The organism is Arsenophonus endosymbiont of Apis mellifera (assembly GCF_903968575.1).
GTDB lineage: Bacteria > Pseudomonadota > Gammaproteobacteria > Enterobacterales > Enterobacteriaceae > Arsenophonus > Arsenophonus apicola.
This window is the reverse complement of the sequence record NZ_CAJCFU010000037.1, coordinates 38268-51578: the sequence shown is the minus strand read 5'-3', so window position 1 is coordinate 51578 and position 13311 is coordinate 38268. Positions and strand designations below refer to the sequence as shown.

Below are 13311 nucleotides of genomic sequence, written 5' to 3'. Positions count from 1 at the left end.
TTATTTAAATTATTCATTAAATGGGTTTAAGGCCTCATTATAATTTTGATTTTTGGTAACTGAAGGCGTAAATGTATTAACGGTGCTGGATGTTTGTAAGTTATTTTTTCTACTAGCCATTAATTTTTTTGATGATTCTTTTTTATCTTCAACAAGTTGCACTATTTCTGTAACGCCAGGATTGATATTTTCTAAAAATGCCACTTTCTCTTTTTGATTGAGATTTTGTGTGAGGGTACTAATTTTACATGTTGGGCAAAGGGATTTTATTATATTTTCAATACACACACTATTAGCCGGTATAGTTTCTAATTTAGTTATTAATTTTTCATAAAATTCTTTTATTAATTCATTTTTTTCTTCACGACTATAAATTTTGGCTTTAGATGTTAAATTTAATTTAACATATCTTATATTGGTATCGTGATAAATATTTCTATCATCACCACTTGCTGGACTTAATAAGAAAACTTGCTTAGAAGGTGAGACAATGCCTAATATTAAATGTTTTTTATTAGTTAAATTATTTTTTTTATCAATAAAAGCTAAGCTAGTATATCCTTCTTTATAAGTTTCTCTTAATTTAGCACCGATACTTTTGGGATTATATATTATTGGTTCATTAGGATTATTTATTTTTAAGATAACTTCCTTATGTTTTTTATTGTTTATATTATCATCTATTTTTTGTTTTATATGTCTGGCAATAGTTAAAAGAGATTCATCTTTATAGGTATAATCATGTTCATGTTGCAGAATATCACTAACTAAAAGATTTTTTATTTCCTCAAAGGTCTTATTAACATAACATTTACTTTCATTATATTTACCCATATGAAGAATAATGGCTTTTTAATATTCGATAACCGTTTCGTATCTATTTTCGTTATTAGAAAATCTTTGTGTTAATTTTAACCTTTCGCCTTTAGGTAAAGAAATTAATATTACTTTTTCTTCAGATTGCTGGTTTTCAATACTATTGAGAGAAGATAGTAAGTTTTTAGTTATGGTAATACATTCTGATCTCACTTTTTCTTTTCTATGATCTTCAATTAAATTTATTACAATATGACTAATTCCTAATGTTATTATGGATAATAATAATTTTCCTTTATCACTAAAATTGACATAATTTTCAGGAGCATTAATAATATTATTTATAATGCTAGGATTATTATTATTTATAAGTTTTATTTCAGTATTTAATTCAGTAGATAAAGCGCGATCAATAATCATAATTGTCACCTACAGTTATATGACTATAGGATATTAACAATATTTATTATCAGAGATCAATAAAATATATATAATAATTAAATATATAGACAAATTAACTATATTTTTGGAATATTTAGAGATATGTTTGAATAAACAATATGATCGTCAAAATATATCTATAAATATTCGCTATTTTTATAGTATTAAAATTTTATTTTTCATATTCTCGGCGATAAAAACATTTCGATATCGGTAAAAATTTCATCCCACTCTTGCTGGTCGATATCCATAAATCCAAATGCACGTAAAATAAACGCTCCCTCTGTGGCGAAAAAAATAAGCCGAGCACGTCTTCCTGCATCTGTTGAAGTATTTAACTTAGCAATACGTTCACGATACCACTCACGGGTACTATTAAGATATTCTGGTGTTTGCAATAATGCCGCCATTAAACCTGCGCCTTTACTATTAGACGTTTGTTCAAAATGGTATGTTGCTTTCATGTGCGCTATTACTCGATTTTCGGCTGAGCTGTCCTGTGCAATCTGTTTAAAAAATATTTCATCGTAAGCTTTTTCCCAACGGTCGAACATTGCATCAATCAAGGCTTCTTTATTGCCGAAACAATACTGAACCCCTCCTTTAGAAATTCCCATTGCTTTTGCCACCGCATCGATAGTCAGCGCCGTAACACCCTGTTGATGGACAATATTTTCGGCTACATCTAATACTTTATCTCTGTCTATACTTCTTTGGCGTCCCATTGAACAAAACCTCTTTTAAAATACATACGTATGGATTAATATCGTAATCTTAACTTTAACATTATGCTAGATAAACATACTACATAATTTTTTCTAAATAGAGATTTTTTTATGGTTAATACTCATGATAGTCGAAGGTGGATTGCGCTCCTTTTAATTTCAAGTGCCCTGTTCTTAATTGTCATTGATATGACAGTGCTTTATACAGTATTGCCTACTTTAACCCATGAACTGCATGCCAATGCGTCTGAAAAATTGTGGATTATCAATGCTTATCCGCTGGTGGTTGCCGGATTATTACCCGCCGCCGGTATGCTAAGTGATCGCATTGGTCATAAAAAAATGCTGATCACTGGTTTACCTCTTTTTGCCTTAGCTTCACTTTGTGCGGCATTTTCGCCTAATCCAGAAATTTTGATTGCTGCGAGAGTCTTTTTAGCTGTGGGTGCTGCAATGATGATGCCAGCAACCTTATCAATTGTTCGCCATATTTTTACTGAGCCTCAGGAACGTTCGCTAGCGATTGGTATTTGGTCAGCGGTTGCTGCCGGTGGCGCTGCGATCGGCCCTTTAGTGGGCGGTTTATTACTGGAATATTTTTGGTGGGGATCCGTATTTTTAATCAATGTGCCTGTCGTTATGCTGGTACTGCCTTTTTCAGTGAGTTTGATCCCAAGTTGTGGTGGAACAAACAAGCGTGCTATTGATTTTTTAGGCTCAGTATTAATCTTAGTCGGTTTAGTTGGACTGATTTATGCGTTAAAAGAGTTAAGTAAACCTTCTTTTTCTTTAGTTGAGTTTTGCACTGCTGCCTTTGTTGGTGTCATCTTTATGCTATTTTTTGTCTTGCGCCAGCGCAAACAATCTCAACCGATGCTTGATTTTTCTTTATTTAGTAATCGTTTATTTTCAGCAGGAGTAATTATTGCTGTTATTACTATGAGTGTAATCGTAGGTATTGAATTAGTTTTGAGTCAACGCTTACAGTTAGTACTTGGAGTCACGCCTTTACAAGCGGCACTTTGTATCCTTCCCATTCCGATTGGTTCCGTACTTGCATCTCCATTAGCTGGTTTACTGTTGCCTCGTTTTGGCGAGAGATTAACGACAGTGGTGGGTTTTATATTAACGCTAATTGGGGTAATGGGGATGGTATTGTTTTATCAGAGCCATCTTACTTTGCTGTTGATTAATTTATTCATGATTGGTATTGGCATGGGAATGGTATTTACTACAGCTTCTACCACAATTATGCTCAATGCGCCTGATGAAAAGTCAGGTATGGCCGCTTCTATTGAAGACGTTGCTTATGAATTGGGTAGTGTTAGGCGTTACAATACTGGGTGGAATGATGACGGCGATTTATAGTAGTAAGCTTTTTGTCCCTGAGCAAGTCACTATTGATGCACGTGTTTATGACAGTATTGATGAAGCGCTAAGCGTGGCATCAACGTTGGATAAAGAGCAAGCTCAAGTATTGATAATGGAAGCGAGCAAAGCCTTTGACACTTCTTTTGTTATGGTTCTTATTACGATTGTTTGCATATTGTTAGTTAGCATTGTGATTTTACAACGTATGTTGCGCCCTTTAATTCAAAAATCATGATGATGAGATGAATTTCTGTGCTGTTTTAGATCTGGCAATAAGTTTCTATGATTTTTTTATACAGCCAGTTGTTGGTGTTGTTTTATCTCAGGAAAAGTGAATTGATCCTAATGTTCTATTACTGAAATTATAACTGGTTAGAGGTAAATTGGAGATGGAGTTAGAGGCATTGCAGTTTTTTAAAAATTTGTCTGATGAAACAAGGTTTAGGATCCTAGTACTTCTCAGGGAAATGGGGGAGCTATGTGTTTATCATCTTTGTAATGCACTTGAGCAACCTCAAACTAAAATATCTCGTCATTTAGCAATGTTAAAAAAGGGTGGATTGCTCCAACATCGTAAAGAAGGTAAATGGGTTTTTTATCGAATTTCTTGCCAGACTTCTCCGTGGATTATGCAAATTATTGAGATTGTATGGTCAAATCAACACCAACTTATTGATTTAATGTCCAATAAATTGATGCTAGATGAGTTGCCTGTAAGGAGTATTAATTCCCCGTTGCAGAATATAATTTAATAGCGAGTAATGAGAGCAACTTTTTATTTGGCTATTTGTTACTAATCAGAATAATTTAGTATTCTGATTAGTCATTTTTAAATAATTTTTAATTTTGCTAAACACTGTAAAGTTAGTAATTCACGTTTTAACACGGTTTTATCATCTGAAATTGCGATATTTAGAGCAAAAGTTTTTATTTTGCCGTCCGCGTTTTCCACCCATCCGACATACCAGCCAGTACGCTTTCCATTGATATTCGCTAAGCCGCTTTTAGCGTAAATTTTAATATTGGCAGTCTGTTTAATAAGTAGCATACTAGCAACTTCATTTTGAATGGTTTTATCAATCGGTAATTGTTTGGTGGCTAATTTGTAAATAAATTTTGCCTGTTCTGCTGGACTAATTTTTAATGGGCCATCTAGCCAAAATTTGGTAACATCATTACCTATTTTGCTATTACCATAGTGCAAACGATAAAGTTATTTTTTCATTATCGCTAGACCAGTGCGTTTAGCGATTTCTTGATAGATAGGAACAACGGATAATTTCATTGCTTCTTGCATATTCATATCTTTATTCCAGCTACTAAGATATCTGGGCTGGCCGTCCCATTTAAAAATTTCGTTAACAGTCACTTTTTGATTTTTTAAAGCAATTAAGGCATTAACAATTTTAAATGTTGATGCGGGAACATATTCTGTTGTTGCACGTTTTGTGTCGTTGCCATAATTAGTAATTGAGTTACCATCATAAATGGTTAATACACCCCGTATCTGTTGTTGCTGAAAGATTTTTTTTATTTCGCTAACAACCTGACTTTCGGCAGTTTTTTCCAGCGGCTGGGTGATGTTTTTATCATCATTAGAAATGATATTTGCCTGAGTTGCAATTGGTAAAAATAGTAGAAAAATAACAATTAACTTTTTATTCATATTTGTATTCTTTAAATAATTTATACGGCAGACATTATCATACTTTTGTCAGGGTTAGTATTAAACATAGGACTTGGTTTTATTTATTGTTAACAGCGTTGCTTTTTACTATTTGATCATTACCACTCAAGTATTAAATAAAAGTAAAGAAAAAATTAACTAGGTTGCTAAAACCGATAACATCGAACAACTATAGAAATGCTTGTCAATCACTGATGATCATACTGAAAATTAGTCGTAGTCAGGTATTGTTGTTAATGCAGCTAAAGGCCCATTGAATTTTTGATTAACAAAAAATAAGAACATGGCGATTGAATCAGCATTATTAAGTATTGTCTCTGCTTTAAGATAGGTACAGCGACTATTAAATACAGTAAAAATAGTATTTTCATAGTCAGGGCCATTAACAAGAAAGTCATTTTTTCTGTAATTGATCGTTTGCATTTTAGTAAGAACATCGATTTTGCCTGCAAAAGAATCAAAGCCGACCGCTCCAATTTTAGAGGGCGGTGGAACGCTTGCAATATACCAAAAATCTTTAGTTTTTAGCGAAATATGTGATAATTCGTGAATAAAATTCCATGCGATAGCATTGGAATATTCATGTACAGCTGAATTGGTCATAAAGATACAGAATTCTGGATCGTTCTCATAGATCCACGCCACTTTTTGATTATCTTTTTTGTTCTCTTTAACACTGATTATCTTATCCGGTGAATAACAATTAACGAATGCTGAAAATTTTTTGATATATATTTTGACCAAATTAATAATAGATTTATCGGTAGCAGGATCAGGATAATTTATATCTCTAAAGTAGCTAACAATTTCTTGTTGAATGGCTTGGTTCTCTAGTGCCGATAGTTTATTGCTAAATAGATGGTTAACAAAGTTAACGCCTTCTTTTACTTTTAAAAATGCTAATTCTAATTTTTGACCAAACATCGGATCTGAAATTTTAATATTATTCAAACCAATCGCTTCTATACTTTCATCGATTAGATCTATTTTTTTTAAGTGCGCAAATAGTTGTTGCGTTTTTTTTTTCTTGCTGTCGTATCTCTTGCTTAATTTGGGGTTCGGCTATTTTAATTAGATTTTCTGTTGTTGAACGGTCAATTTGTGTAACGTTCTCGCTTGGTATTAGTTTACTGGATGTTCGTTGTAATTTTTTTTATGATGACGGGAATGGCCGGTTTTTCTGCAATTAATTTAGCTTTACCTAGAATTATTGTTTTATCTGCCAACGCTAAATTGCTAGCCGTATTAGATACTGATTGAACATTCTGTAGAAAAGATCCTTTTCTATTAATATCTTTAATGTTGTCTTCTTTTTTATAATAACAATGGACATCCATGTTAGATGAAGGATTATTTTTTGTACTAGTGACAGTATTATAGGATGATAGCATAAGTTATTTTTTACAAATTTATAGAAATATTTATTTTTAAATAAAACCGGCTGTTAAGTTAAATAATCTGTTGTAAATTATTTAGTTAATATCGTTAGATTATCAAAATTTAACACTAATTTTTAGCTGATTGTTTAAGTGATTTTTGATTGACAAATTATGATTGTATATTGTTGAATCTAAAAATGATTAAATTGAAGCCGATAAAAATTGACCGTGTTGAGAGGAGGAATAAATTGGAAAATAAGGCCAGTTGTTGACCTTATTATAGTGGAAAATAAATATTACTTAACTAATTTAACCGCTTCACGGGTAAGTTGGCCAATGGTAGCCCAATCTTTAGCTTTTATTAATTTATTATCCACCATCCAAGATCCTCCACAAGCCACAACTTGTGGCAAAGCAAGATAATGGCGAATATTTTCTGGACTGATCCCGCCAGTTGGCATAATTTCTAATTGCGGATAAGGTGCAAGTAGTGCTTTGAGCATAGATAACCCACCAGAAGGCTCTGCCGGGAAGAATTTGACAAGGTTAATACCAAGTTGGATGGCTTGCTCAATTTGAGTGGGGTTATTTATACCAGGAATAATGGGTATGTCTAATTCATGGCATGCTTTTACCGTATCTGGGTTTAAACCGGGTGAAACGATAAAATCAGCACCGACAGCTTCAGCTTGTCTAATTTGCTCGCGGTTGATAATGGTGCCTGCACCAATCAAAATTTTGTTCGGTATCGCTTCTTTGAGCAGTTTGATCGCATCGGCTGCTGCTGGCGTACGGAACGTGATTTCTGCAACTGGTAATCCGTTCTTAACTAATGTCTTGCCTAAAGGAACAATATCCTGTGCTCGTTCAATGGTAATAACCGGAATGATTTTAAATTGCCGTAATTTATCTATCAGTGTGAGCATAATCAATTTTCCTTTAGTCTTGAAATTGGCGAGTAATACTTTTTGTTACTGAAGTGGAATGATAGCACTTTTATGTTAAAGAACGATATTTGCTAGTAACTGAATAATTAGCTTACCTTTTATACCGTTTTTAACCATTTCCATTGGCTAGATGGGGTAATTATTCAACAAGATTAATAGTTGCTTACAATAATCGTGATAATTAAATAATATATTAATTCATTTTTATTATTAATCACTCTGTTTATATCTTTTAGATGTAATTAATGGCTGAAAAATTACTTTAATGCATTATTTATTACTAATGCTAATGGTTGTTTTTTTATATAAAATAAAAATGCTAAATAGTTTTATAAAAATTCATTGGCAAATTAGTATAACAATTTATTATTGCTGAATATTTTTGGCTAATAAACTTTAGTTATTTGAATAAATATTTTTATACGCCTAATTAAAGAAGAATTAAAAATTATACCTAATTTGAGTTATTTTTTTCTGAAAAATAGAAAAACAAACGATATATGTTGTGTTTTATTGCCATATGAATAAATCAATATTTTTTGTGATCAAATTTAGCATAAAATTTCAATTAGTTGTTCTTTTTATCTGAAATTATTCTAAAGTAGGATTGGAATAAAAAATTCATTTAATCAATCAGATAAAATATCTGCCAATTCACACTATAAGCAGTAATTAATTCGAGTAATATTTTTTGATTCAGTTACTTTCATTATTATAAGTCTAAATCAATTTGCCAATGATTAAATTATTTATTAAATATAAAAACACTTTTATCTGCCGATTATTAAATAAAGTATTTACTTTGATATAAATCACAAAAAATAAAATATCATTTTACCTTTCTTGTAAGTTAGATAGAGGCATCTAATATCAGTTTAGGTTAATGTTATTTCTTATTAACCTTTTTCATTATGCCAATAAAATAAATTTTATTTTATTGGCTTATTCATTTATTTTTTTGGAGTTAATTATGTTTAAGAAAATACTCCCGTTATTGCTATTATCTGCGACTTCATTTTCGTCGTATATATTAGCTGCTACTAATTCAGCGGGTGGAATAATTTCATTTGCTGGTGCTATAAGTGATACTACTTGTAAAATTAATGGAGGTGATAGTACAAACTTTGCTGTATTATTAGATCCCATTTCTGTTTCTGATGCCGGAACAGCAGCATATACTGTTGTTCCAAAAAATCAGAAAGCATTTAAGTTAACTATTTCTGATTGTACACCTGCTGGCAGTTCAGGCGGTAATTTACAATTTCATTTTTCATCACCAAGTAGTATTTCGACAGATGGTCAATATTTGGTGAATGATACTGTTGATGAAAATAATCCTAACGTAGCAAAAAATGTCGGATTTAGTTTGTCTGCACCCAATGCTACAACGACTGCTATTTCATTAAATACCCCTTATGATACGGGGATAAAAGGAGATAAAACAGCACCACAAGCTGACGAGTTAACGTTCATCGTTAGTTATTACAAAACGCGAGCGGCACCCGCTAAAGCGGGTCCATTGCATTCAAATTTAATCTATACCATCTCTTATTTGTAAATAACATTAACCAGGCTCTTTTTGAGTCTGGTTTTTAACGGACTATTTATTATGAAAAAACTTTTGTTATTTATTATATTAATTATTTCTTCAAAAAATATATTAGCCAATATTGTACTGCACGGCACTCGTATCATTTATTATGAAGGCAAGGCTAATGTCACAGTACAATTAACAAATAATGGAAAACTACCAGCATTGGTACAATCATGGATTGATGACGGCAATATAAATTCTACCCCAGAAAAGAGTCATTCACCGTTTTATGTTTTTCCACCAATTGTAAAAGTCGCCGGACTTAAAGGGCAACAATTAAAAATAAAAATGATATCGCATAATTTACCTAAAAATAGAGAGAGTGTTTTTTATTTGAATATTCTTGATATTCCGCCATACCCGGAAAATACGCAAGGTAAAAGCGTTTTACAATTGGCAATTAAATCAAGAGTTAAATTATTTTATCGGCCTAAGGGATTGATTACTCCTCCGGCAGATGTATATAAAAAAATAAGTTATAAGTTAGAGGATAATAGCATTGTAGTAATAAATGATTCTAAATATTATTTTACGATAGCAAAAATAACGAATATTAATGAGGCAAAAAAGAATCTGACAAAATCGAAGATGATCCCTCCGCTATCAAGCTTTAAATTGCCACTAAAAAATAAGGTTAAGCATAATCAATTAACCGTAACTTATGTTGATGATTTTGGTGTTTATAAAACAAAAAATATTAACCTTAAATAAGAAGATAAATCGTGAAAAAAATATATTATCTTTATAATAGCCTAATTTTATTAGGTATATTGGATTATATGCCGGAATTATTTGCAGAGGAATTTGATACTACTTTGCTAGTGGGAAAATCCGCCCAAGGAGATATATCTCGTTTTTATCGAAATAGTGAAATCCCGCCAGGTAAACAATTGGTCGATATTTATGTTAATGATGATTGGAAAGGACAATTTGAAGTTAATATTGGCGAAAAAAATCAAAATATCACTATTGATGCTAAAGATATTAATAAATTAGGTTTAAAACTTTCAGCTCAGAAAAAACAGATGATTGAGCAAAAGACAACCGTTTCGTTGGATAATTTAGTCAATGATATCAACTATTATTTAGATGTTAATCAGTTAGCATTAAATATTTCAGTCCCGCAAATTTCATTAGTTAAATCGGAGATAGGTTATGTTGATCCGGTGAATTGGGACTATGGTGTACCGGCAATTATTCTTTCTTATAATACCAATTATTATAACTATCGGGAGAAAAAAAATAGCAGACAGCGTAATGAAGCTTTTTTTACCAATTTAAATAGCGGGATTAATATCGGTGCCTGGCAGTTTCGAGATGAGTCAAGTTATTCTTATTATTCCAGCGGTGATCATAAATGGCAAAATAATACCCGCTACTTACGCCGTTCTTTCAGCGCTATATCTTCCAATTTGATGTTAGGTGATTTCTATTCCCCCTCTACCTTGTTTAGTAGTATTCGTTTTAGAGGTGGTGCATTAACAACAGAAATGAATATGTTACCTAATTCCAGTCAGGAGTTTACGCCGATTGTCAGAGGTGTTGCTCAAACAAATGCGTTAGTAAAAGTATATCAGAATGGTAATCTAATTTATCAAGAAGCGGTTCCCCCAGGCGCGTTCGAATTTAGTGATCTACGTGCAGCGGGAGGAGCGGGCGATCTTTCTGTTGTAGTGCAGGAAGCAGATGGTCGTCAAGACTCTTTTACAGTGCCATTTTCAGCCGTACCAAATATGATGAAGGCGGGTGTATATGCTTACAATATTTTGGCTGGACAATCAAAAATGGCAAATACCTATTTCCAACCAAAATTTGCTCAAGCAGAAGCCTATTATGGTATCAATAATTTAGTCACCGTTTATGCCGGCTTTATTGGTAGCCGTGATTATAATGCTATTTTACTTGGTAGTGGCTGGAATTTTCCGTTTGGTGCGGTTTCATTTGATGCGACCCATGCAGCAGCTTATTTAGATACCGGAACCAAACGAGGCCAAAGTTTTCGCTTGGCATATAGCAAGTTTTTGTCAACAACTGCCACCAATCTGACCATAGCCGCCTATCGTTATTCAACCGGAGATTATTATAGTTTTATTGATTCCATTTATGCCCATGATAATTATCAAGCATGGCTTAAGTATCAAGCGACGATTAAAAATAATCTTAATGATCAAAATCGAAATAATCCTTCAGATTTAGATTTGGCAACTTTTGATGCCTTGCGCGGTGCTCGTGCCAGAAATACATTTAATTTAAATTTAAATCAGCATTTGGGAAAAGATAATGGGGTTATTTTTCTAGCTGGTACACTGAGAAATTATTGGAATGTTGGTGGTACCAGCCGCGAGTATCAAATTGGTTACTCAAATAATTATAAAAATATTACCTATAACTTATCTGTTTCACGGGTACGAAATACGGATCAAAAAGAAGAAACTCGTTATTACTTGAGTGCCAGTGTTCCTATTAATCTATTTAGTCGTAATGCTTATCTCAATTCTGGTATTTACATGACAAATACCAATTATCAACAAGCCAATATCAGTGTCAGTGGGACAGCGGGTAAATATGATTTAATCGATTATACATTAACCGCTTCAAATCAGACTGGAGGTAATAATTTAATAAGTGGTAGTGTAAATTATCGCAATCCCTACAGTACAGTTGGAGCTTCATATAGTGAGGCTAATAATTATCGACAGACAGGTTTGAATGCCAGAGGAACCATCGTTGCATTTCCTTACCATATTCTTGCTTCTGGTGAAACAGCGAATACATTAACGGTAATAGAAGCCCCAATGGCTGAAAATCTAACCGTTAATAATAATCGAGCAGTTCTTACCAATAAACAGGGATTAGCATTAGTAACCAATGCTACTCCTTATCGTACAAATGTTTATACCCTTTCTCATACCAATCAAACCTCAGGTGCAGAGATTACTGACAATGTGGCGCATGTGATCCCTTATGACGGAGCGGTTAGTCATATCAAATTGGAAACTGATCAGCGAAAAACTTATATGTTAAAGGCGACTTTTGCCGACGGTAGCTATTTACCTTTTGGTACAGAGGTTACTGATAGTCAGGGTGAATTTGTTGGTCATGTTGGGCAGTCAAGTGTGTTGTATATCAAAAGTGATCAATTACCACAATCACTGAATGTCAAATTGAATATTGACGGTAAAACCGAATGTATCATCCAGCAACCCGTTGATACTTTAAACCTAAAGCGTAATATTTGCCAATAGTCGGGGAAAATAATATGAATAAATTAGCAATAAATTTTTTATTATTATCAGCTTGCTCCTTCAGCCAATCGGTTTACGCTGATTGTAAACCCGATAGCACGATCACGGTACCGAGTTTATATTATGATTTATCAGCTGATTTTAGTGGTTCTACATCGGTAGTGACAAAATCAGATAAAACCAATTTTCCGGGAACATTTACTTGTATCTCCCCTGGGATACTTTTACCTAATGTAATTGGTATAGCTTCGCCCTTTAATGGTCGAACAGCAACAATAGGATTTAATGGTGGTAAGCAATTTGTTGAGGTTACGATGACTGTGTTAGGAAAGGATCGCATAACCAGCATAGCTAGAGGTACCCATCCAGCCTCCAATTTGAATACTAATTTTACCTTAAGGTTTACTTTGTTGAAGAGCAAACCAAGCCGTAATTATACCGAAGTGGCTGGTGATACTGCGGTTATCTCACCTTTTATCTTGGTATCAGATGCTTCATCGATGGGTATTTTGGTATGGTTAACTAGGATTGTATTAAAGTTAGTGCAATTTTTATTAACCTGGCAATGGCCCGTTGATGAAAATGATATTTTTCTGCAGCCAATTACCATTAAATATAATCCTATTGCCACTACCTGCGATTTTTCAAATAAAGGCTTAATTGTTAATCTACCTATGGTTAGTATCAGTGATGTCAAAAATATTGACCGACCTGGTTATCAGCCTTTTAGCCTAAATTTTAGCTGTAGTGATCTTTTGACTGGTAATAAAACGACGCGAAATATTGCCATGTTTTTGGCTAGTAATAATTTACATAGCACAGATAAAACGGTGCTAATAAATACTACGCAACTAGGTGCTAAAGGAGTCGGATTTCGCCTAGTGCAAGGCAACAAAACTTCCACACCGATTCTTTTTTCCAGTAGTGAAAGTATACAAGGCAATGCAACATCTATTTTTAATATTGCTGCAGACAGTGCTTTAGCGCCCACTTTTTCCATTAATATGGGGGCCTATTATTACGCTTATGATCTAAATAATATTTCTGCCGGAAAAATAACCTCAACGGCAATTTTAGTCTTTTCTTATGACTAAATAGGATTAATT

The 13311-nt window shown here is 33.1% G+C and carries 11 protein-coding genes and 2 pseudogenes; 6 read left to right on the top strand and 7 right to left on the bottom strand.

Annotated features, from left to right (window positions below; genetic code table 11):
* Positions 1-9: 9 nt before the first annotated feature.
* The 3 genes from H1X92_RS04690 to H1X92_RS04680 form a co-directional block, all read right to left on the bottom strand.
* Positions 10-834: a hypothetical protein gene (locus H1X92_RS04690; RefSeq protein ID WP_180559069.1), complete on the bottom strand. Its 825-nt coding sequence runs from the start codon at positions 832-834 to the stop codon at positions 10-12.
* Positions 835-852: 18 nt separating this feature from the next.
* Entirely contained in the window at positions 853-1236 is a 384-nt protein-coding gene (locus tag H1X92_RS04685; protein ID WP_180559068.1) for a hypothetical protein, read from the bottom strand.
* Positions 1237-1436: 200 nt separating this feature from the next.
* Positions 1437-1982 carry a TetR/AcrR family transcriptional regulator gene (locus tag H1X92_RS04680; RefSeq protein ID WP_180559067.1) on the bottom strand — a complete coding sequence of 182 codons (546 nt, stop codon included), beginning with the start codon at positions 1980-1982 and terminating at the stop codon, positions 1437-1439.
* Between the two features lie 111 nt (positions 1983-2093).
* Between H1X92_RS04680 and H1X92_RS04675 the strand changes: the two are divergent.
* Positions 2094-3588, top strand: a pseudogene (locus tag H1X92_RS04675) (MFS transporter).
* A gap of 154 nt (positions 3589-3742) precedes the next feature.
* Positions 3743-4105: a metalloregulator ArsR/SmtB family transcription factor gene (locus tag H1X92_RS04670; RefSeq protein ID WP_180559066.1), complete on the top strand. Its 363-nt coding sequence runs from the start codon at positions 3743-3745 to the stop codon at positions 4103-4105.
* Between the two features lie 77 nt (positions 4106-4182).
* Here the strand turns inward: H1X92_RS04670 and blaOXA are convergent.
* The 4 genes and pseudogenes from blaOXA to H1X92_RS04645 all read right to left on the bottom strand — a co-directional run bounded on the left by blaOXA (position 4183) and on the right by H1X92_RS04645 (position 7345).
* Positions 4183-5019 (bottom strand): annotated as a pseudogene (blaOXA, locus tag H1X92_RS15780) (class D beta-lactamase).
* 231 nt (positions 5020-5250) lie between these two features.
* Complete coding sequence (locus tag H1X92_RS04655; RefSeq protein WP_180559063.1) at positions 5251-5991, bottom strand: hypothetical protein; 741 nt, start codon at positions 5989-5991, stop codon at positions 5251-5253.
* Between the two features lie 176 nt (positions 5992-6167).
* Positions 6168-6431 carry a hypothetical protein gene (locus H1X92_RS04650; RefSeq protein ID WP_180559062.1) on the bottom strand — a complete coding sequence of 88 codons (264 nt, stop codon included), beginning with the start codon at positions 6429-6431 and terminating at the stop codon, positions 6168-6170.
* A gap of 284 nt (positions 6432-6715) precedes the next feature.
* The gene (locus tag H1X92_RS04645; RefSeq protein WP_180559061.1) at positions 6716-7345 is read right to left on the bottom strand and encodes a bifunctional 4-hydroxy-2-oxoglutarate aldolase/2-dehydro-3-deoxy-phosphogluconate aldolase; all 630 of its coding nucleotides are present in this window, start codon (positions 7343-7345) and stop codon (positions 6716-6718) included.
* A gap of 991 nt (positions 7346-8336) precedes the next feature.
* Here H1X92_RS04645 and H1X92_RS04640 point away from each other — a divergent pair.
* The 4 genes from H1X92_RS04640 to H1X92_RS04625 are packed head-to-tail and all read left to right on the top strand — an operon-like array spanning position 8337 to position 13299.
* Positions 8337-8924, top strand: a complete 588-nt coding sequence (locus H1X92_RS04640) for a fimbrial protein (RefSeq protein WP_180559060.1) — start codon at positions 8337-8339, stop codon at positions 8922-8924.
* Between the two features lie 51 nt (positions 8925-8975).
* Positions 8976-9671, top strand: coding sequence for a fimbrial biogenesis chaperone (locus H1X92_RS04635; RefSeq protein ID WP_180559059.1), 696 nt, complete (start codon positions 8976-8978; stop codon positions 9669-9671).
* Between the two features lie 11 nt (positions 9672-9682).
* On the top strand, positions 9683-12205 hold the full coding sequence (locus H1X92_RS04630; RefSeq protein ID WP_180559058.1) for a fimbria/pilus outer membrane usher protein: 2523 nt from the start codon (positions 9683-9685) through the stop codon (positions 12203-12205).
* Between the two features lie 14 nt (positions 12206-12219).
* Positions 12220-13299 (top strand): fimbrial protein, encoded by a 1080-nt coding sequence (locus H1X92_RS04625; RefSeq protein WP_180559057.1) that lies wholly within the window; start codon positions 12220-12222, stop codon positions 13297-13299.
* Positions 13300-13311: the final 12 nt, after the last annotated feature.